This is a genomic window from Bacillus sp. VA13, assembly GCF_055710085.1.
Genome location: NZ_JBVQPP010000001.1, coordinates 421,096 through 445,719, shown reverse-complemented (window position 1 = coordinate 445,719; position 24,624 = coordinate 421,096). Strand labels below are relative to the sequence as shown.

The 24,624-nt window shown below is 44.4% G+C and carries 3 protein-coding genes; all 3 read left to right on the top strand.

Annotation, left to right across the window (positions count from 1 at the left end):
* The first annotated feature begins 38 nt into the window (after nucleotides 1-38).
* The 3 genes from AC0C66_RS01875 to AC0C66_RS01865 all read left to right on the top strand — a co-directional run bounded on the left by AC0C66_RS01875 (nucleotide 39) and on the right by AC0C66_RS01865 (nucleotide 24,616).
* On the top strand, nucleotides 39-16,136 hold the full coding sequence (locus AC0C66_RS01875) for a non-ribosomal peptide synthase/polyketide synthase (protein ID WP_461845575.1): 16,098 nt from the start codon (nucleotides 39-41) through the stop codon (nucleotides 16,134-16,136).
* Nucleotides 16,137-16,233: 97 nt separating this feature from the next.
* Nucleotides 16,234-24,069 carry an amino acid adenylation domain-containing protein gene (locus AC0C66_RS01870; protein ID WP_461845574.1) on the top strand — a complete coding sequence of 2,612 codons (7,836 nt, stop codon included), beginning with the start codon at nucleotides 16,234-16,236 and terminating at the stop codon, nucleotides 24,067-24,069.
* A gap of 154 nt (nucleotides 24,070-24,223) precedes the next feature.
* Nucleotides 24,224-24,616, top strand: a complete 393-nt coding sequence (locus tag AC0C66_RS01865; RefSeq protein WP_003220186.1) for a DUF1360 domain-containing protein — start codon at nucleotides 24,224-24,226, stop codon at nucleotides 24,614-24,616.
* Nucleotides 24,617-24,624: the final 8 nt, after the last annotated feature.

The window sequence follows — 24,624 nt, the reverse complement described above, 5'->3', positions numbered from 1 at the left end:
CATTATTTTCTTTATACTCTAAAAAATGAGGTGCTCCAATGTCGGTGTTTAAAAATCAAGTAACGTACTGGGATAATCTGTTTGATGAAGAGGATAGCCTTAGTGTAATCCCGTATTTTAAAACAGCGGAAAACGCATCATTAACCCGTGTTGGCTATCAGGAAAAAAGCATCTATCGTTCCTTATCTCCAGAAGTATCTCAAAGAATATTGACAATGGCCAATCATTCCGAAATGGCAACCTATTTGATTTTATTGGCAGGCATTGAATGTTTGTTGTATAAATATACGGATCGAGCGAGCACGATTCTGGGTATTCCAACGGTATCTAAGCAAAAAAGCAGCTCTTCAGCTGTCAATACCATTGTCCTATTGAAAAATACGCTTAGCTGCCAAAGTACATTTAAAACTGTGTTCGAACAACTAAAAAAAGCGGTTAATGATTCGCTAAAAAATCAAAACCTGCCTTTTAGAAAAATCGTCCAGCATGTAAATGTGCAATATGACAATGAGAACATCCCGTTAATTCATACCGTTGTTTCGCTCAATGAAATTCATTCCTTGCAATTTAAGGAAGACATTGCAACTGATACGTTGTTTCATTTTGACTTGGAGAATAGCGAGATTCATTTGAAACTTATTTATAACGGAAATCTTTATGATGAGGACTATATGGACCAAATCGTGTCCCATCTCGATCAGCTGCTGTCCGTGATCTTGTTCCAGCCCCAAGCTGCAATCCATACAGCACAAGTCATACCCGAAGCGGTCAAACAGGAAATTTTGTTTGACTTTAATGACACCGCCGCAGATTATCCTGGAAACAAGACTGTAAGTCAATTATTTGAAGAGCAGGCGGAAAGAACGCCTGATTATGTAGCTGTTAAGTTCGATAACAACCATATGACATTCAGAGAATTGAATGAGAAATCTAATCGTTTGGCAAGAACGTTGCGAAACTACGGTGTTCAAGCCGATACATTGGTCGCCATCATGTCAGAGCGTTCATTAGAAATGATCGTGTCCATTATGGCCATTTGGAAGGCAGGGGGCGCTTATGTGCCTCTTGACCCTGAATATCCGGAAGAGCGGCTTCAATATGTGCTGAATGATGCGAATGCAGATGTGCTTGTTGTTCAGCGGCATTTCAAAAACAGCCTTGTCTTTGACGGCCCGATGATCGATCTAAATGACGAAACATCTTACCATGCTGATTGCTCACTGTTATTGCCGATTGCAGAACACAGCCATTTGGCCTATGTCATCTATACCTCAGGCACAACAGGGAAGCCGAAAGGGGTTATGGTCGAACACGGCGGGATTGTGAATTCGCTCCAGTGGAAAAAGGCGTTTTTTAAGCATTCTGCTGAGGATCGCGTCCTTGTTTTGTATCCCTATGTTTTCGATGCGTTTATTTTAAATTTCTTCGGTCCGCTAATCTCTGGCGCTGCTTTGTATCTTTTGCCTAATGAAGACAACAAAGATCTTTTTGCAATACAAAACGTTCTGAAGCAGGAGAGGATTACCCATTTCTCGACTTCTCCCCGGCTGTTACAAGCAATGACCGAACAGATGAGCGCAGAGGACTTCTTTCATGTTCAACATGTCGTTGTAGGCGGAGAGAAACTTGAACCCGACACGGTAGAGCGGCTGTTTTCTCTGCAGCCTCAGATTCGCATCAATAATGAATACGGCCCTACGGAAAATAGCGTGGTTTCTACGTTTCAACCTGTTTATTCTGCTGAGGAACAGATCACAATTGGCAAGCCGGTGGCCAATCACCAAGCCTATATTTTAGGAGCACACCGCCAAATCCAGCCGATAGGCGTACCCGGAGAACTGTATGTCGGAGGATCTGGAGTGGCCCGCGGATACCTTAATCAACCTGATTTAACTGAAGAAAAATTTGTTGACCATTTGCTTATCCCCGGCCGCAAGATGTATAAAACGGGGGATCTTGCTAGATGGCTACCCGATGGAAAAATCGAATATTTGGGACGAATCGACCATCAAGTGAAAATCCGCGGCTACCGTATCGAGCTTGGCGAGGTGGAGGCGGCCCTATCCAACCTGGAAGAGGTTCGTGAGACGGCAATCGTTGCGCGAGAGGGTCAAGACGGAACCAAGCAATTGTATGCCTATTATGTTGGAGAACCATCTTTGAGTACAGGGCAGTTCAGAGAGATATTATCACGAGAGCTGCCGGATTATATGATTCCTTCTTACTTTATCCATTTAGAACGAATACCACTCACTTCTAATGGAAAAATCGATCTGAAAGCTTTACCTGTTGCTGATGAAAAAACGCGGATGGAAAATGAATACATAGCACCGCAAAACTCAATAGAAGAACTGCTGGCGTCTATTTGGCAGGAGGTACTAGGCACTGAGCGTATAGGAATTCTAGATAATTTCTTTGATTTTGGCGGAGATTCAATTAAATCAATTCAGGTTTCTTCAAGATTGTATCAATCCGGATACAAGATTGACATGAAACACTTGTTTAAATATCCCACCATTGCTGAGCTAAGCCCATTTGTAGAGCCGGTTAGCAGAATGGCGGATCAAGGAGAAGTGAAGGGAAGGACAAGCCTGACCCCGATTCAGCATTGGTTTTTTGAACAAAATATGCCTCATGCGAACCATTATAATCAGGCCGTAATGTTATATTCAGCGCAAGGATTTAAAGAGACTCCGCTTCGCCGAGCGATAGAAAGTATTGCTGTGCATCACGATGCATTGCGGATGGTTTTTGAAGAATCGCCGAACGGATATGCAGCTCGAATTGCGGGCACAGAAGAAAGTAAATTGTACGAGCTGGAAGTGATGAATTGTAAAGAGGATGCCGATCCGGCTCATGCTGTTGCCAATAAAGCGAATCAGATTCAAAGCAGTATGGAATTGAGCCAAGGACCTTTGATGAAGCTTGGTTTGTTCAAATGTGCAGACGGAGATCATTTGCTTATTGCGATTCATCACTTAGTTATTGACGGGGTATCCTGGCGCATTTTACTTGAGGATTTCGCAAGCGGCTATGAGCAGGCAGAGCGCGGGCAAATGGTTCGGCTTCCGCAAAAAACAGACTCGTTTCCATTCTGGGCGGAGCAATTGTCCAAGTATGCACAGGAAACCGATATGGAGCGAGAGCTTGCCTATTGGAACGAGCTTACAAGGTTAGAGCTGGAACCATTGCCTAAGGATAACGCTGTTGAAGATTCATTATTGAAAGACAGCGATGACGTAACGATTCAATGGACAAGAGAAGAAACACAGCAATTATTAAAACAAGCGAATCGCGCTTATAACACAGAAATTATTGATCTTTTGCTGACTTCGCTAGGGCTGGCCGTTCACAGATGGACAGGCATGGAGGAAGTTGTCGTGAACTTAGAGGGTCACGGAAGAGAACCGGTTATTCCAGATGTGGATATCACTCGCACGGTAGGGTGGTTTACGAGCCAGTACCCTGTCGTACTGAAGATGGAAGCAGGAAAAGAGCTGTCGCAGCGCATTAAGACTGTGAAAGAAGGGCTGCGCCTGGTTCCCAATAAAGGAATGGATTATAGTGTCATTCAATATTTATCCGGCCGTGCGGAAGCTGACAGCCTGCAGCTTCATCCCGAAATTCGGTTTAATTACTTAGGGCAGTTTGACCAAGACCTGCAGCAGCATGCTTTACAGGTATCTCCTTATTCGACAGGTGTATCGATGAATGAAAACCAGCCGAGAACGGCCGTACTTGATTTGAATGGCATGATTGCAGAGGGGAAATTATCGCTGACACTCAGCTATAGCCATAAGCAATATGAAAGATCGACCATGGAGCAATTTGCCCGAAGTATAAAAGAAAGTCTGCAAGAAATCATTGTGCATTGCGTAAGCCAGCAGCAGACGTCACTGACGCCAAGTGATGTTTTGTTAAAGGATATCAAAATAGACGAATTGGAAGAGCTTTTGGACCAAACGCGTGAATTAGGCGAAGTGGAAAATATATATCCGTTAACGCCGATGCAAAAGGGCATGCTGTTTCACAGCTTGTTTGACTCAAGTTCCGGCGCCTATTTTCAGCAAACGACGTTTGATTTGCATGGAGATTTGGATATCGATTCATTTTCAAAAAGCTTGGATGATTTAACAAAACGATATGAAATTTTCCGCACGAACTTTCTCAAAGGGAAAGATCAGCCGCTGCAAATCATATGTAAAACGAAAAAGATTGGTTTCCAATTCATCGATTTGCGTGAGATGGATCAAGCGCAGCAAGATGACCGGATTTGTGCATACGCCAAAGAAGATAAGCTTCGGGGGTTCGACTTAGCGAAAGACGTGTTAATGCGCGTAATTGTCCTTCGCAAGGATGATACGACATATCGCTTTATATGGAGTTTTCATCATATCTTGATGGACGGATGGTGCTTGCCGCTTATCACGAAAGAAATATTTGATCATTACTTTGCTTTGCTCCAGCAAAAGCAGCCCGAACAATCAGCGATTACACCATATAGTCAATATATTGAATGGCTTGATCGTCAAGATGAAGAAGAGGCCAAGCGTTATTGGGATCAATATTTGGAAGGGTATGAAGAACAAACCGTCCTTCTCAAGGACAGTCACCAAGCAGAGGATGAGCATTATTTTCCGGAGAAAGTGTCATGTGCCATCGACACCGATCTCACTTTGAAAATGAAGCAAACGGCCAGCAAGCACCATGTCACACTGAACACACTGCTGCAAACGGCGTGGGGGATTTTGCTGCAGAAATACAGTCAAAGCCGTGACGTCGTTTTTGGAAGTGTTGTATCCGGAAGGCCTTCGGCGATTCCAAACGTGGAAACCATGATTGGCTTATTCATTAACACCATTCCTGTGCGAATCCAATGTGAAGCTGGAACCACTTTTGCTGAGCTCATGAAACGGACGCAGGAAAGGGCAGTAGCCTCTCAAAAGTATGAGACGTATCCGTTGTACGATATACAAGCTCTTACGACCCAAAAACAAAATTTAATTACACATTTAATGATATTTGAAAACTACCCTGTAGATCAGTACATGGAAAGTATCGGTCAACATAACGAATCGCCTATCGCAATTTCAAACGTTAAAATGGAAGAGCAAACCAACTACCATTTAAATTTAACTGTTATACCGGGTGATGTAATCAATATTAATTTTGAATATAACGCTAAGGTGTATGATCGCGAAAGCATGGAGCGGGTTCGCGGACACCTCTTGCAAATTTTGCATCAAGTCGTTGCTGATGCGGATATCCGGGTGGAACAATTGGAATTGTTGACGGAAGGCGAAAAAAGACAGCTTCTTCAGACCCTGAATGATACAGCCGCGCCATATCCGCAGACAACGGTTTATCAATGGTTTGAAGCGCAGTCGCAGCAAACACCAGATCAAGCTGCTGTTATTGATGAGGACAAGCAGATTACTTACCATCAGCTCAATGAGCGAGCAAACCGGCTGGCACGAACATTGAGAGCTAGGGGTGTGCAAGCGGACCAACCTGTGGCCATCATCAGCAGGAACAGCATCGAATTGGTGACTGGGATACTTGCCATTCTAAAAGCCGGGGGCGCCTACGTCCCAATAGATCCAGAATATCCTCAAGACCGAATTCAGTACATTCTGGAAGATTCAAAAGCCGGAATCATCTTGATGCCGCGTGACATCCTACAGCAGATTACCTATGAAGGCGTCGTGATTTTATTGGATGAGGAAAGCGCCTATCACGAAGAAGCCTCTAACCTTGAACCGCTCAGCAATGCGAACCATTTGGCTTATGTGATCTACACGTCTGGTTCCACAGGCAAGCCTAAAGGCGTATTAATCGAGCACCGGGGATTGAGCAATTATATTTGGTGGGCGAAAGAGGTCTATGTGAAGAGAGAGAAAACCAATTTCCCATTATACTCGTCCATCTCTTTTGATTTAACAGTGACTTCTATTTTTACACCTTTGGTCACAGGCAATACGATTATTGTCTATGACGGAGAGGACAAAACTGCTTTGCTTTCATCGATTGTGCAGGACCAAAGGGTGGATATCATTAAATTGACCCCGGCTCATTTGCACGTATTGAAAGCAATGAATATCGCCAATAAGACAGCGATCCGAAAAATGATCGTAGGAGGAGAGAATCTCAGCACTCAGTTAGCCCAAAGCATTCATGAGCAATTCGACGGCCAAATTGAAATATGCAATGAATATGGGCCGACGGAAACTGTTGTGGGATGCATGCTTTATCGTTACGATGCAGTCAAAGACTTGCGAGAATCGGTGCCAATCGGAACAGCAGCGGCAAACATGAGCATTTATGTGTTGGACGAGGATATGAAACCGGTGCCGATCGGCGTACCTGGAGAAATGTATATAAGTGGAGCCGGTGTTGCCAGAGGATATTTGAACCGGCCGGAATTAACAGCTGAGAAATTTGTTGAAAACCCGTTTGTAACCGGAGCCAGGATGTATAAAACCGGGGATTTGGCGATGTGGCTCCCGGATGGGAACATTGAATACTTGGGCCGAATGGATGAGCAAGTCAAAATCAGAGGCTATCGCATCGAATTAGGCGAGATTGAAACAGCGATGCTTCAAGCAGAAGAGATCAAAGAAGCCGTTGTCATAGCCAGAGAAGATGCACATGGATTGAAGCAGCTGTGTGGGTATTACGTGAGCGGCCAATCCATAACGGTATCCCAGATCCGGGAGCAATTGTCTCAATCCCTGCCTGGCTATATGATTCCAGCCTATTTTACCGAACTGGAGAAAATGCCTTTAACGCCGAATGGAAAAATAAACCGAAAAGAGCTGCCGGCCCCTGATTTACAGCTGCAGGACAGAGTAGCATATAAGCCTCCTCGCACTCAGGTGGAACAACTATTAGTTTCGACTTGGGAGTCAGTATTAGGCGCTGAAAAGATTGGCATTCTGGATAATTTCTTTGATCTTGGCGGGGATTCCATTAAGTCGATTCAAGTGTCTTCCAGACTAAATCAACTGGGATACAAAATGGAAATCAAACACTTGTTTCAATATGCGACGATTGCAGAATTGAGTCCGCATATCGAGCAGAACGTGCGCATTCCCGATCAAGATGAAGTCAAAGGAAAGGTAAGCCTGACTCCAATCCAGCACTGGTTCTTTGAGCAAACAACGACAGATCCGCATTATTATAATCAAGCTGTCATGCTGTATGCGCCGCAAGGCTTTCAGGAATCGCCGCTTCGCCAAACGCTGCAAAAGCTTGGAGAGCATCACGATGCGCTCCGCATGACGTTCCATGCGACAGAACACGGATACAAATCCTGGAATGCAGAGATCGCTCAAAGCGAGCTATATCATCTTGACGTCATCAATTTAAAAGCAGAAGCCGACCCAGGTCCGGCCATTGAAGCCAAGGCTAACCAGATACAGAGCAGCATGCAGTTAAGCGATGGGCCATTGATGAAAGCAGGATTGTTTCAATGTGTGGATGGGGATCATTTGCTCATTGCAATCCATCATTTAATTGTAGATGGGATTTCCTGGCGCATTTTAATGGAGGATATCGTTAGCGGCTACAAGCAAGCCGAGAACGGGCAAGACATTCAATTGCCGTACAAAACAGACTCTTTCCGGCTATGGGCCGAAAAGCTCTCGTCATATGCGCAAAGTGATGCCATAAAGCAAGAACAAGAGTATTGGGCACGGATTGAACAAACCGATGTGAAACCGTTGCCTAAAGATTTTCAGGAATCGCATACGTATTCAAAAGACAGTGAAACAGTAACTGTGGAATGGACCAAAGAGGAGACGGAGCAATTATTAAAACAAGCCAATCGCGCTTATAACACTGAAATAAACGATCTTCTGTTAAGCTCCTTAGGACTTTCCATATCACATTGGTCAGGACTTGAACAGATTGCATTTCATTTAGAAGGACACGGAAGAGAAGAAGTGATCCCGGATATGGATATCTCTCGCACGGTGGGCTGGTTTACAAGTCTGTTTCCGGTTGTGCTTCACATAGAACCAGGCAAAGAAATATCTTATTACATCAAGACGGCCAAAGAAGAGCTGCGCCAAATCCCGCATAAAGGGATCGGCTATGGAGTACTAAGGTATTTAAGCGGATCAACAGCGCCACTCCCAGCGAAAATGACTCCAGAGATCAGTTTTAATTACCTGGGGCAGTTTGATCAAGATTTTCAAAATCATGCGGTTCAATTATCTTCCTACTCCTGCGGTTCAGACTCGAGCGGAAATCAAATCAGACCATACGTATTGAATATGAACGGGATGATTGTCAATGATCGATTGATGGTGACGATTAGCTACAGCACCAAACAATACGCAAAAGAAACGATCGACCAGTTATCGGCAGTTATTCAAAACAACCTTCGAACAGTCATTGAGCATTGTGTTCATAAAGAACAAACGGAACTGACGCCAAGCGATATTTTGTTAAAAGGCATGACCATTGACGAATTAGACCAGCTTTTGATCCAACTGCCGAATTCAGGCGAGATCGAGAATGTGTATCCGTTAACTCCGATGCAGAAGGGGATGCTGTTTCACAGCTTGCTGGATGAGGATTCAAATTCTTATTTCGAACAAGCATCATTTGATTTACAGGGAGAATTAAAGATTGACAGGTTTGAAGCAAGCTTGGATCATTTATTTGCTAAGTATGCCGTGCTGCGAACCCGTTTTTATAGCGGCTGGAATGATATCCCCTTACAAATTGTCTATAAGACACAAAGAATGAAAGTTCATTTTACAGATTTACGTGACATAGATGAGAACCGGTGTAAGGATAAAATCGCATCCTACCAAAGTGAGGATAAAGCGAAAGGATTTGACTTGGCTAGGGATCCATTGATGCGCATCGCGATTTTCCGTATCGAAGAGCGCAAGTATCATTTGATTTGGAGTTTCCATCATATTGTTATGGACGGCTGGTGCCTGCCTCTTATTACGAAGGAAGTATTTGAACACTATATCGGTTTGCAAGAGGGCAGGGAAACAGACCTTGCGTATACTGATCCTTACAGTAAATATATCGAATGGCTTGATCAGCAGGATCAAAATGCGGCCAAACGGTACTGGAGTAAGTATCTTGAAGACTACAAAGGTGAAAACCGTATTCTTCACAAAAGACCGCAGCATGAACGAAAAGCGTATGCTTATGCCAATGAGATCAGCCGATTCGATCAAAAACAAACAAGACAATTGCAGCGGATCGCAAACCAGCATCATGTCACGGTAAATACGTTGATTCAAACACTTTGGGGAATTTTATTACAGAAATATAGTGGGACCGAAGACGTTGTCTTTGGCAGTGTCGTGTCGGGAAGGCCGGCAGAAATCTCTGAAGTGGAACAAATGATCGGTCTGTTCATTAATACAATTCCAGTTCGAATCTGCTGTGATAAGGGCAGCTCTTTCGTTGAAGCGATGAAAATGGTTCAAGACAAGGCACTGGCTTCGCAAGCATACGATACCTATCCGTTATATGAAATTCAGGCACAAACGGAGCAAAAGCAAAACTTAATTGATCATATTCTGATCTTTGAAAACTATCCGATAGGACAACAGGTGGAGCAAGGCCATGATGCTGCAGAGCTAAACATTATGAATTTTCATATGGAAGAGCATTCACATTACGATTTTAATATGGTTGTCATTCCTGGCGAACAACTGAACGTTCATTTTGGCTATAACCAAAACGTATATGAACAATCAGAAGTGAAGCGGATTAGCGGGCATTTTGAACAGCTAATGCATCAGGTATTAGAGCACCCAAACATCAAAATAGAAGAATTGGAGCTTTTGACTCAGCAAGAGAAGGAACAGCTGCTCAGCCGTTTTCAGACTAGAGAAATGCGCTACTCACGTGAACAAACAATTCATGAGCGATTCGAGGAACAAGCGCTCCGTACGCCAAATCGTGCAGCAGTTGTATTCGAGGGAGAATCGTTAACCTATGGCGAACTGAACAAACGAGCCAATCAGCTTGCGCAAGCCTTGCGAGTCGAAGGAATACAAGCGGGTCAACTCGTCGGCATTATGGCTGAACGTTCTCTGGAGATGATTGTAGGGATCTTCGGGATTTTAAAAGCGGGCGGGGCGTATTTGCCAATAGACCCTGATTCTCCTGTAGAACGAATTCATTATATCGCAAGAGACTCAGGCATTAACGTATTGCTTACACACGGCGAACTGCCTGAAAAACTCAACTTTTCCGGAACATGTATCAATATGAAAGAGGAACAAGCCTACCATGAAACAGATATCAATCTGGCGGTGCCATGCCAGTTCGATCAACTGGCCTATTGCATTTACACTTCTGGCACGACAGGTACGCCGAAAGGCACGTTGATTGAACATCGCCAGGTGATTCATCTCATCGAAGGACTGCGTAATGAGGTTTACTCCGCTTATGATGGGGTTTTGCATGTGGCCATGCTCGCTCCATATTATTTTGATGCTTCGGTCCAGCAAATGTATGCTTCCTTGTTGTTAGGACATACCTTGTTTATCGTTCCCAAAGAGGCTGTGTCTGATGGCGAGGCCTTATGCCAATACTATCGACAGCATCACATTGACGTAACCGACGGGACGCCTGCCCATTTGAAGCTGCTGGTAGCTGCAGATGATAGGGAAGGAGTACCGCTTCGTCATCTGTTAATCGGAGGAGAGGCACTTCCGAAAACGACGGTAACCAAGTTCATGCACTTATTTGGCGCTGATGGCGCAGTACCTGCCATCACAAATGTATATGGACCAACCGAAACCTGTGTCGATGCTTCCTTGTTCAACATCAAAGTTTCTGCGGACGCTTGGACTCGCAGTCAAGTTCATGTCCCTATAGGCAAGCCGCTGGGCAACAATCGCATGTACATTCTCGATTCGCAGCAGCGATTACAGCCAGTGGGCGTTCAAGGCGAGTTGTACATTGCTGGGGATAGCGTGGGGCGCGGATATTTGAACTTGCCGGAATTAACGAATGAAAAATTCGTTAACGATCCGTTTGTTCCTTCGGGTCGAATGTATAGAACCGGAGATCTGGCCCGTCTTTTGCCGGACGGCAATATAGAATTTATTGGGCGCGTCGATCATCAGGTGAAAATTCATGGTTTTAGGATTGAACTCGGTGAAATTGAATCGATAATGTTGAACATTCCTGAGATTCAAGAAGCCGTCGCTTCTGTCCTTGAAGATGCAGATGGCGAGCATTATATATGCGGGTACTATGTAGCGAACAAGCCATTCCCGACGAGTCAGCTTCGGGATCGCCTCACCCGGCATTTACCAGGATATATGATTCCGGCTTATTTTGTGCAAATGGATCAAATGCCATTAACGCCAAACGGAAAGCTGAATCGCAACTTATTACCAGAACCGGATGGAAAGCGATATGGGGGCTCGGAATATGTGCCGCCGCGAAATTCAATAGAAATGAAGCTCGCAAAGATTTGGCAGGATGTTCTCGGTTTAGAACAGGTGGGGATTCGAGATAACTTTTTTGATATCGGTGGACACTCCCTGCGAGCGACGACGCTCATTGCAAAAATTCAAAAGCAATTGCATGTTCAAATTCCATTGCGAAACATATTCCAGTTCCCAACAATTGAACAGCTCGCACAGGCAATCATGACGATGGAGGAAACCGGGTATGCTTCTATTCCTCTAATTGAAAAGAGGCCATATTATCCAGTTTCTTCTGCACAAAAAAGACTTTATATTCTCAACCATTTGGAAGGCGGAGAGCTGAGCTACAACATGCTGGGCCTGATGACTGTCAAAGGTGAGCTGGATCGGGATAAGCTGCAGCAGGCCTTTGCCAAATTGATTCATCGCCATGAATCTTTACGCACCGGCTTCAAAATGGTGGACGGAGAACCTGTTCAGTACGTCTTAGATCACGTTGAATTTGCAGTAGAGTCGTATTATGCCAAGGAAGATGAAATCGATCATTGTATCAGTCAATTTGTTCGTGCATTTCAACTGGAGGAGCCTCCGCTCCTTCGTGTCGGGCTGATTGAGCTTCAACCCAATCACGCAATACTGATGTTTGATATGCATCATATTATCTCTGACGGAACATCCATGAATGTACTGATCAAAGAATTTGTAAGAGCATATCAAGGAGCGGAATTACCGCCCCTGCGAATCCAATACAAAGACTACTCAGTATGGCAAACCGGAGAAGCGCGATTAGAACAAATCCAAAAGCAAGAAGACTATTGGTTTGAGCTGTACAGCGGCGATATCCCTGTCCTTCATTTGCCAACCGATTATATACGGCCTTCCACACGGGATTTTACCGGGGCGACGCTGCACTTTACGATTGATGAGAAAAGAAGCGAGGGAATAAAACAACTGGCACTCAAAACCGAATCCACTTTATATATGGTGCTTCTGGCGTCCTACACCTTATTGCTGTCCAAATACAGCGGCCAGGAAGACATTGTTGTGGGGAGTCCCATAGCAGGAAGACCGCATGCGGATTTGGATTCCATCATCGGGATGTTCGTCAACACACTGGCGATGCGAAATTATCCTGCCAAAGAGAAGACATTCTCTCAGTACCTCGCTGAAGTGAAGGAAAATGCATTAAAAGCTTATGAGCATCAAGATTATCCGTTTGAAGCGCTCGTCGACCAGCTGAACATCGCCAGGGATTTAAGCCGTAATCCGTTGTTCGACACGATGTTTGTGTTGCAAAACACAGAGCAAGAACAATTAGGGATGGATGGTTTGACGTTTAAACCTTATCCTAGCAAGCATACGATGGCTAAATTTGATTTAACCTTAACGGCTGTAGAAGAAGAGACACACATTCATTGCACAATGGAATACCTGACGACACTGTTCAAACCGGAAACGGTAGAACGCATGATGCGGCATTTTGTGCAGCTGATCGATGCGATCATCGAACATCCTGAGGCAAGGCTCGCTTCTTTGGAGATGATGAGACCGCGAGAAAAGAATGAAATTTGGAATCTTTTTAATGATACTGCAGTAATCGATGAACGTATGCCAACAACAATACATCAACAATTCGAGCAGCAGGCTGAGGATACTCCTGATCGTGTCGCCATTTTGTTTGAAAATCAAACCTTTACCTATCGTCAGTTGAATGAACGCTCCAACCAACTGGCGCGTGTGCTTCGGAATCAAGGCGTAGGTGCCGATCGGGTGGTTGCCATTCTCACGGAGCGCTCGGCAAATATGATGATCGGAATATTAGCGATATTAAAGGCCGGTGGGGCATTTCTTCCTATAGACCCGGAACTCCCTGATGAACGGCGTGCGTATTTAATGGAAGACAGCGGCGCCGATGTACTTGTGACTTGTGCAGGGCATACCGTTCCTCCTTCCTTCGAAGGATCTGTAGTTCTGCTTGACGATCCATTGGTATATCAGGGTGATGCAAGCAATCTTAACCTTTCCTATGCGGAAAATCATTTATTCTATGTCATTTACACATCAGGTACTACCGGAAAACCTAAAGGGGTTCAATTGGAGCATAAAACCATGTTGAATTTACTCGCTTATGAGCGGGAATATACACAGCTGCGCTTTGACAGAGTGCTGCAATTTGCCGCAATGAGTTTCGATGTTTGCTATCAAGAGATTTTCTCCACGATCTTAAGCGGAGGGACACTCTATATTATCGACAACGAGGCAAAACGGGAGATTCGTGAGCTCAACGAATTTGTCAAGACACACAGGATACAAACGGCATTTCTCCCGACTGCGTTCCTCAAGCTCCTTGCATCGGAGAAACAATATTTTGAACCGTTTGCCGAATGTGTGGATCATATTATCACAGCGGGAGAGCAGCTTATTATGACGAATACGCTGCGTGAAATGCTGATGCGTCACCAAGTTACGCTGCATAATCATTACGGTCCATCAGAAACGCATGTCGTGACCATGTGTACCGTCGATCCGGAAATTCATCAGGAGATGCCGCCAATCGGTAAACCGATTTCGAACACAGAAATTCTAATCCTGAATGAAGCCGGGACGTTACAGCCTATTGGTATCGTTGGTGAGCTTTGTATTGCGGGGGTCAGTTTGGCAAGAGGTTATCATAACCGGGAATCCTTAACACGCGAAAAATTTGTTCCGTATCCCTATGATGCAAATAAACGGATGTATAAAACTGGTGATCTTGCCCGCTACCTTCCTGATGGCAACATTGAATATGTGGGAAGAATGGACCATCAAGTCAAAATTCGCGGTTACCGTATCGAACTAAACGAGGTCGAGGCAGCTCTTCTCAACATTGAGCATGTACAGGAAGCAGTTGTTCTGGCCAGAGAAAACGCAGAAGGGCAAAGCGATTTGTATGCCTATTTTGTAGCGGAGCAAGCACTGCCAATCAGTCAACTCAAAGAAAAGCTTGCTCAGCAAATACCTGGCTACATGATACCTTCATACCTGATGCAGCTGGAGCAAATGCCGTTAACATCAAATGGAAAGGTGAATCGCAGTGCATTGCCGCTGCCCGTAGCAGGCATGCAAACCGGGATTGACTATGTTGCTCCAAGAACGAGACTGGAAGAACAGTTAGTTCTCATCTGGAAAGAAGTATTGAAGGTAGAACAAGTAGGCGTGAAAGATAACTTTTTCGATCTGGGCGGGCATTCGTTACGGGGGATGACGCTCGTTGGCAAAATCCATAAGCAATTCAACAAAACGATTTCGTTAAGAGAAGTGTTTCAAGGGCCGACCATTGAGGAAATAGCAAAAGTCATCGCAAACTCGGAAACCTGCGGACCGGATTATATCCCTGCTGTAGAAGTGAAGGATGTTTATCCTGTATCTTCCGTACAAAAGATGGTTTACCTATCCACACAAATTGAAGGCGGAGAACTAAGTTACAACATGCCGGGGATTTTGACGCTGGAGGGAAGGATCGACATGGATCGTTTACAAACTGCGTTTCATAGACTGATTCAGCGCCATGAATCGCTGCGAACCGGATTTGAAATGATCCGTGGAGAACCGATGCAGATGGTCAATCCGGAGGTGGAGTTCACTATCGAAAGGTACAAGGCAACGACTGAGGAGGTCGAGGAGCTGTTCCGCACCTTCGTACGTACATTCGATCTAAGCCAGGCCCCATTGCTTCGAGTTGGACTTATTGAATTGGAACAAGAAAAGCATATTTTCATGTTTGACATGCATCATATCGTTACGGACGGCGCTTCTATGAACATTTTTGTCGAAGAAATGATTCAATTGTATGACGGTAAAGAATTAGCACCGCTCCGGATTCAATACAAAGACTTCACTGCATGGCAGCAGCAAGCAGCGCAGAAAGAACGGATGAAGAAGCAGGAAGACTATTGGCTGGATGTATTTCACGAGGCGCTTCCGTCATTTGAGTTGCCGAAAGATTTTGCCAGACCGCAAGTTCGAAGCTTTGATGGGAAACGATACAACTTTGTTCTCGACGAGTCTGTTGTCCAAGGCGTTAAACAGCTGGAAGAATTGACGGGATCGACTACGTATATGATCTTGTTCGCAGCCTATACCATACTGCTGGCCAAATATAGCGGTCAAGAAGATATCGTTGTTGGTACACCTGTTGCGGGAAGAGTGCATGAAGATTTACAACATATCATCGGGATGTTTGTGAATACATTAGCCATTCGCACGGCTCCGGCTGGAGAAAAGACCTTTATAGATTATGTAACAGAAACCAAAGAAACAATGCTAAAAGCTTATGAAAATCAAGAGTATCCTTTTGAGGAATTGGTTGAGAAGCTGGGAGTGCAACGAGATTTAAGCCGTAATCCGCTATTCGATACGATGTTTGTTCTGCAAAATACAGAGCAAACGGATATTGAAATAGATTCTCTTGCCGTCAGACCTTATGAAGAAACACATACAGTGGCAAAATTTGATTTGCAGCTGACCTTCGAGATGAACCAGCACGAGATTCAAGGCAGCTTTGACTACTGTACGAAGCTATTTAAAAAGAGAACCATTGCTACGCTGGCACAGGATTACGTGATGATCCTGTCAGCAGTTATACAAAACTCATCAATTCCATTAAAAGAAATCCAATTAAGCGAGAAAGTAAACAAAAAGGAACACTTTGCAAGCGTAATCGAATTAGATTTCTAAAAACAGTCGGTAGCAGCTGTCTCCATCATGTTGATCATGCGGGGACAGCCGTCAGCCGCCTTCGAAGCAAGAATTTAAATTTACTGGAGGGATTTAAATGTCAGAATTTAAACAACAGGAACTGTTCTGGAGCAACATGTTCGACGCGGAAGATCGTCCCATTGCATTCCCTTCGTTTCACATGTCGGACTCATCAGCATTAGAGCACGATGCATTAAACACCTCTAACAGTATTCATACTTCATTGCGATCCGATGTATCCCTGCGCATCATGACGATGGCGAATCAATCACCAATGGCCGTTTATTTGGTTCTCCTGGTTGGTATCAAGTGCCTTTTGCACAAATATACAGGGGAAGAGAGTATTATTGTAGGTGTCCCAACCTTCGAAGACGAAACCGATGAAGACCTTCGTTTGGATCAAATCATGTTGCTCAAACAAAACATAAATGAGAACAGTACGTTTAAATCCATATTTAATGAATTCAAACATACGCTGAACGATGCCATCTTAAATCAGGATGTTCCTTTTGATAAAATGGTCGGTCCATTAAATCTAACCTACAATTCCAACCATTTGCCAATGATTCCTGCGATCGTATCATTAGATCAAATTCACCTCACCCATTTTAAAGAGACAGCTGCTTCAGATACATTATTTCAATTTGACATCAAGAATGACGCTATTCATTTAAAAGTAACTTACAACGAACAAGCTTATGATCATCAGTATATGATGCAAGTGATCGAACACTTAAATCGCCTTTATTCAATCATACTATTTCAACCTGACATCACCATTAGCCAACTCCATATTTTGAGTGACACGGAAATTAATACATTTCAGGACTATAATCAAACGGCGGCCGAGTATCCGCGAGAAAAAACGATTCACCAATTGTTTGAGGAACAAGCGAATCGTACGCCGGATCAAGTGGCTGTCGTGTACGAGGAAAGCCAGCTGACGTACAAGGAACTTAATGAAAAGGCGAATCGGATCGCTCGAACGCTGCAATCCGAAGGTGTGCATCCGGATCAGCCGGTTGGGATTATGGCCGAACGCTCCCTGGAAATGATCATAGGGCTCTTTGGGATTTTGAAAGCTGGTGGTGCGTATGTGCCGATTGATCCGAGCTATCCTGAGGAACGGATTCGATACATATTGGAAGATTCAGATACGAAGTTGCTATTAGTGCAAAGTCATCTGCGGGAGAAAGTGCCTTTTACGGGGAAAGTGCTGGATATGGAAGATCCGCAAACCTTCAGCGAAGACGGTTCAAACTTGGAATCGACTTCCGGCCCGAATCAGTTGGCATATGTCATCTATACATCAGGATCAACAGGTAAGCCGAAAGGGGTTATGGTGGAGCACCGCTCAGTGATCAATCGACTGGTGTGGATGCAGGAAAATTACCCGCTGGATAAACGGGATGCAATTCTGCAAAAAACCGCGATCACTTTTGATGTATCGGTATGGGAACTGTTCTGGTGGTCGATCGTAGGCTCTAAAGTGGTATTGTTGCCAAACGGAGGAGAAAAGAACCCTGAGTTGATATTGGATACAATTGCACAAAAAGGTGTCAGCACATTACATTTTGTACCAGCGATGCTGCATGCTTTTCTGGAATCAATGGAACAGAAGCCCGGCGAAAAGCTAAAGCGAAAGCTGGCGTCGTTAAGATATGTGTTTGCAAGCGGCGAAGCCTTAACGCCCAAACATGTGGACGGGTTTCAGCGCATTATAGCACCGGTGAGCCATGCTCAAATCATCAACCTGTATGGACCGACTGAGGCAACGATCGATGTATCGTACTTTGAATGCAAGGCGGACAAAAGGTATACCTCGGTTCCTATAGGCAAGCCGATTTCAAACATTCAATTGTATATATTACAGGCCGGACATATGCAGCCAGTTGGTGTGGCAGGAGAACTGTGCATAGCAGGAGATGGACTTGCGCGGGGCTATTTGAACCGCCCAGAGCTGACGGCGGAGAAATTTGTAGATAACCCGTTTTCAGCGGGAGAGCGGATGTACCGGACGGGAGATTTAGCAAGGTGGCTGCCGGATGGAAATATCGAGTATTTGGGCCGAATCGACCACCAGGTGAAAATTCGGGGTTATCGGATTGAAACTGGCGAAGTCGAGGCCGCTTTATTCCATATCCCGTCAATTCAGGAATCCATCGTTCTAGCACAAGAAATCAACGGGGAAACATCCCTGTGCGCCTTTTACACCGCAAACGATACTTTAACGGCAGGCGAGCTTCGGGAGCATCTATCCAGACAGCTGCCTTCCTATATGATACCTGCTTATTTCATTCAGCTGAAAGCGATGCCGCTAACTTTGAATGGAAAAATAGATCGCCGGGCACTGCCTTCTCCGAGAGAGAATCTCACAGGTATGAACTATACAGCTCCGCGGACAGAACTGGAAAAAATACTAGCCGCAACGTGGGAGTCAGTATTAGGCTTAGAGCGGGTCGGAGTCTCGGATCATTTCTTCGAATTAGGGGGGGACTCCATTAAGTCGATTCAAGTGTCCTCAAGATTATACCAAGCCGGATATAAGTTTGAAATCAAACACTTGTTTAAATATCCAACGATCTCTGAACTTGTTCCCTATGTAGAACCGGTCACCCGAGTTGCAGAACAAGGGGAAATCAAAGGTCCGGCTTTGCTGACGCCTATTCAACATTGGTTTTTTGACCAGCAACACCCCGATCTGCACCACTATAATCAAGCGGTCATGCTTTATTGGAAAGAGGGATTGAATGTACCGATGCTTCAGGAAGTCATGAGAAATATCGTCGAGCATCATGATGCTTTGCGCATGGTCTATGTTCCTGCAAAACATGGATACGAAGCTCGAAATCGGGGGATCGACGAAGGGGATCTATTCAGTCTTGAAGTGTTCTCGTTACTCGAAGAAAACAATGTTGCCCAAGCGATTGAAACATTATCCAATGAGATTCAGCAATCCATTCAATTAGCTGAAGGCCCGCTCATAAAACTGGGATTGTTTCAGTGTTGTGATGGAGATCATTTGCTGATTGTGGCCCATCATTTGGTCATCGATGGCGTTTCATGGAGAATATTAATCGAAGATATAGCGGCTGCTTACGAGCAGCTGCAAAACGGAGAAGCGATCCAGCTTCCAAAGAAAACGGATTCCTACCTGTTATGGGCGGAACAGTTGAAACGTTATGCAGGAAGTCCGGAGTTTGAAATGAAAAATCAATACTGGTTCCAGCATGAACATATTCCAGTACCTAAACTGCTAAAGGATAACGAGCAGGAAATCGGCCTAGCCGAAGACCGGGAAACGATCATCGTCCAATGGACGGCAGAGGAAACAGAGCGGTTATTAAAAAACGCTCATCGAGCTTATACGACTGAAATAAACGATTTATTGCTGACCGGGCTGGGAATTGCTATTCATCGTTGGACTGGACACGAAGACATTCTCATTCATCTTGAAGGACATGGCAGAGAGTCTATTATTCCAGACCTCGATATTTCACGTACAGTGGGCTGGTTTACGAGCCAATACCCGGTATTCCTTCCCATCAAGGCGGACCAAGATATCTCGCAGCGGATTAAAACCGTGAAAGAACATTTGCGTAAGATTCCCCAAAAAGGAATAGGTTACGGCATGATCAAGTATTTATCCGATCACCGAGAGGCTCGGGAATTTACCGGACAACCGGAAATTAGTTTTAATTTTCTGGGGCAATTTGATCAAGATATACAAAAAGGGGGTATCGAAGTATCACCTTACCCCAGCGGAAAAATAGCCAGCGACAAGCATCCCATCACCTATGCCCTTGATATTAACGGCATGATTTCAAACGGACAATTGTCACTGGCAATCAGCTACTGCGGTAAACAATATCATAAAGAAACAATGGAAACATGCGCCGATCTGTTAAAAAGCAGTTTGCGACAAGTCATCGAACATTGTACGGCCCAGAATCAAGTTCAGCTGACACCAAGCGATATTTCGTTAAAAGAAATATCTATCGATGAACTAGATCAATTTGTGCAACAAGCACAGCATCTTGGCGAAATTGAAAATATATATCCGTTAACCCCTATGCAAAAGGGAATGTTGTTCCATAGTTTAATTGATTCGGCTTCCGGAGCTTACTTTGAACAAGCGGCTTTTGATTTGAAGGGCCTCTTGGATATCGAGGCTTTTATGATGAGTTTGTCGCAGTTGGCCAAAAGATATGACATTCTGCGAACTCAATTTTATACCGAATGGAAAGAACAGCCCTTGCAAATTGTGCTCCGGCATAAGCCGATTGAAACTGTCGTTGAAGATATTCGCAATATGAATGTTGATCAACGCAGCGAGTTCATTTCCGCTTTTGCGAAAAAAGATAAGGAGCGGGGATTCAATCTTACCCGCGATGCTTTAATGCGCGTATCGATCCTGCGAACCGATGAAGACAAAGCGCGATTGATTTGGAGCTTTCATCATATTTTAATGGATGGCTGGTGCTTGCCGCTGATTACGAAAGAAGTGTTTGAAACCTATTATGCGATTATTGAGCGTAGGCAACCGAAGCGTGACGCCGTGACGCCGTACAGACGATATATCGAATGGCTGGATGAACAAGATCACGAGCAAGCTGCAGTCTATTGGCGGGATTATTTGGACGGTTATGAAGGGCAAACTGTTTTGTTGAAAGAACCATTTTCCGATCAGGCCAGAGGATATCAAAAACAAAAGCTTGCGTGCCGTCTCGGAAAGCAGCTCACAGAGGAAATCAAACGAGCCGCAAGCCAACATCATGTCACCGTTAATACATGGATGCAAACCGCATGGGGCTTGTTGCTGCAAAGATATAACGGTACTCAGGATGTCGTTTTCGGCACTGTCGTATCCGGCCGGCCGGCAGACATTCCGGGTATTGAATCAATGGTAGGCCTATTTATTAATACCATTCCCATACGTGTTTGTGCTCAACCAGAGATGACAGTTGCACAAGTATTGAAAATGAACCAGGAGCATGCACTGGCATCTCAACCATACGATACATTTCCATTGTATGAAATTCAGGCTCAAACCGAACAAAAGCAGCAGTTGATCAATCATATTATGGTTTTTGAGAATTACCCGGTCGAGAAACAAATGAAGCATATGAAGCGGGATCACGACGTCTTAGACATTAGTGATTTCCATTTGGAAGAACATACTCATTACGATTTTAATTTCATTGTAATGCCGGCTGAAGATATGGAAATGCATTTTGTATACAATGCCAATGTTTATGATCAAGCAACTGTTGAACGGATACAAGCGCATTTTATGGAAATCATCAAGCAAATGGTAAACGATACGGCGATGCATGTTCAAGAACTCGATATCCTTTCGGCAGATGAGCGATCGCTCCTTATCGAAAAATGTAACGATACAGCGACCGAGTATCCAAAGGAAAAAACAATTTATCAATTGTTTGAGGAACAAGCGGCGCGAACACCTGAGCAGGTCGCAATTGTTTTTGAGGATCAGAAACTGACCTACCGCCAATTAAATGAACAAGCAAATCAATTGGCACGAACCTTAAGGGCCAAGGGAGTGAGGCCGGACCGAACCGCAGCTATCGTCAGCGACCACAGCATTGAACTGGTTGTGGGAATTCTGGCCGTATTAAAAGCCGGCGGCGCCTACGTGCCTATTGATCCGGATTATCCAGAGCAGCGCATACAGTATATATTAGACGACTCCAAAACAGAAATTGTCTTGACACAGAGCCATCTTCAGCAGCGATTGGCTCTTGAAGGCACGATCGTTCTATTGGATGATGAAAATTCTTATCACGAAGAGCGCTCTAATCTTGAGCGGATAAGCAATATAAAAGATTTGGCGTATGTCATCTATACATCGGGCTCTACAGGAAAGCCTAAAGGGGTATTAATCGAGCATCAAGGCTTAACCAATTATATTTGGTGGGCTGACAGGGTGTATGTAAAAGGTGAGAAAACGACCTTTCCGCTATATTCATCCATTGCTTTCGACTTAACGGTAACATCTATTTTTACACCGCTCATCAGCGGCAATGCCATCATTGTCTACGGAGATAAAGACAGGACGACTTTGCTTTCATCCATTGTTGAGGATTCCAGGGTTGATATTATCAAGCTGACCCCGGCTCATTTGCAGTTATTGAAAGAAATGAACATCTCGCCTGAGTGCACGATCCGGAAAATGATTGTCGGCGGCGACAATTTAAGTACACGGCTGGCAAAAAGCATCAGCGCACAATTTCAAGATCAAATTGAAATCTTTAACGAATACGGGCCAACGGAAACTGTAGTCGGATGTATGATTTATCTCTACGATCCGAAGAAAGACAGACAGGAATCGGTGCCAATTGGTACACCTGCGGCCAATATGAACATTTATCTGCTGGATTCGGGTATGAAACCGGTGCCGATCGGTGTCCCCGGAGAAATGTATATTAGCGGAGCCGGAGTAGCCAGGGGATATTTGAACCGTCCTGACTTAACGGCTGAAAAATTTGTTGAACATCCGTTTGCCGCAGGCGAGAAAATGTACAAAACGGGCGATGCCGCCCGCTGGTTGCCGGATGGACATATAGAGTATTTGGGACGAATCGATCATCAGGTGAAAGTCCGAGGCTACCGTATTGAACTTGGCGAGGTCGAAGCGGCTTTATTGCAAGTGGAATCTGTTAAAGAAGCGGTCGTCCTCGCGGTCGAAGAAGAGAGCTCCAACCAGTTGTGTGCTTATGTGACAGGAGACGAATCATTAAAAACGCTCCAGCTCAAGCAGCAATTGCAGGACAAACTGCCCGCTTATATGATTCCAGCCTACTTTGTACGGGTAGATGAAATGCCTTTAACAGCCAATGGCAAAATCGATCGAAAAGCTTTGCCCGCTCCTGATGGAAATATGCTGGCCGGAACCGAGTATGCTGCTCCCCGAACGTTGATTGAAAAGCAGCTGGCTGAGATATGGAAAGACGTTTTGGCTCATTCTGAGCTGGGGATTAAAGATAACTTCTTTGACGTTGGCGGCCATTCACTCAAAGTATTACAATTAGTTGATCAAATTAAAGCCGTTATGGGAATCAAATTGCATTATCACGTCGTTTACGAAGCCTCTACCATCGAAACAATGGCACGGGCTATTCAAGCCGCGGCTTTACCGTCCAAGACGGAAAACGTATTCGTCAAGTTGAATCAAAACGGTTCGATCCCTGTGTTCTGTTTCCCTCCATTAATTGGATATGGGTTGGTTTATAATGAAATGGCGAACAGGCTTGATGGCGACTGCGTTGTCTATGCCGCTGATTTTACAGAAGACCCATCCTATGAGAAATCGATAATTGACCGGTATGCAGAAAGCATGATAGACATTCAAGAACAGGGACCATTTGTTTTGCTTGGATATTCTTCAGGATCGAATTTGGCTTTTGAAGTGGCCAAAGCCTTGGAGCAGCGAGGACGCACCGTATCTGATGTGATTATGCTGGACTCTCAAATCACCACTTCGTTGACTCATTTATCTGAAAAGGAAGTAGAAGAGATCGTCCATCTAAATCTGGATATTATTCCGATTTATTATAGAGAGATATTAACCATTCCTTCAATAAAAGAAAAAATTAGAGGCTATCTTGCATATCATAATCAACTGATCAATTCCGGCACCGTCAATGCCAACATTCATCACTTGTTATGCGACGATATGACCGAAAGAGGTTGGACGCACTCAACCGCTCACAATTACCAGGAATATGAATTAAAGGGAGGCCACGTTACAATATTTGATCCTCAATATATTGAAGAGAACGTGAATACGATTCGGTCTATCATGAAAAGTATTGAAGAACGGCATTTTGGTGAGCTTGTACCTCATGAACAATTGCCATATACGAGTCGCACAAAATCTGAGCGAAAATAAGGTGCTGGTTGAAGAACGCTTTAACTTCACCCATAAAGTTGAGGCAGCAGATTAGCGGACAGGGGCCATTCTCTGTCCGTCTTTCTTTTTGTATTAAGAATGGATAGCAGACACTTGGGAATGATAACATCATCCTTTTTCTTGGAGGCTTGTCATGGATCGTCTTTCTTTGCTTACTTTTATCATGTTGATTCTAGCCAGTTACAGGCTGACACATTTGATTGTCTTCGATAAAATCACGGAATTTATCCGAAAACCTTTTATGAAAAAGAAAAGGATCGTTGATCAAAACGGACATGTAGACGAAAAAAGCGTGCCGGCTTCTAACTTTGGGTACATGCTCAATTGCTACTGGTGTGCCGGCGTTTGGTGTGCAATCTTGATTGGACTGGGTTATCTCTTTTTGCCTCGTATTGCAGTTCCAGTCATCTTTATTTTAGCCATCGCAGGAGCACAGGCGATTCTTGAAACAGCTGTCGGTGTCGGCGTAAAACTCATTGATGTGTTAAAGAGCCTGCAAACCATGATAAATGATAAAAAGTCCTAAAGCAGCGG

Bases quoted from the DNA above. Each gene is read 5' to 3' on its own strand.
- AC0C66_RS01875 (WP_461845575.1), top strand. From the start codon at position 39: ATGTCGGTGTTTAAAAATCAAGTAACGTACTGGGATAATCTGTTTGAT.
- AC0C66_RS01870 (WP_461845574.1), top strand. From the start codon at position 16,234: ATGTCAGAATTTAAACAACAGGAACTGTTCTGGAGCAACATGTTCGAC.
- AC0C66_RS01865 (WP_003220186.1), top strand. From the start codon at position 24,224: ATGGATCGTCTTTCTTTGCTTACTTTTATCATGTTGATTCTAGCCAGT.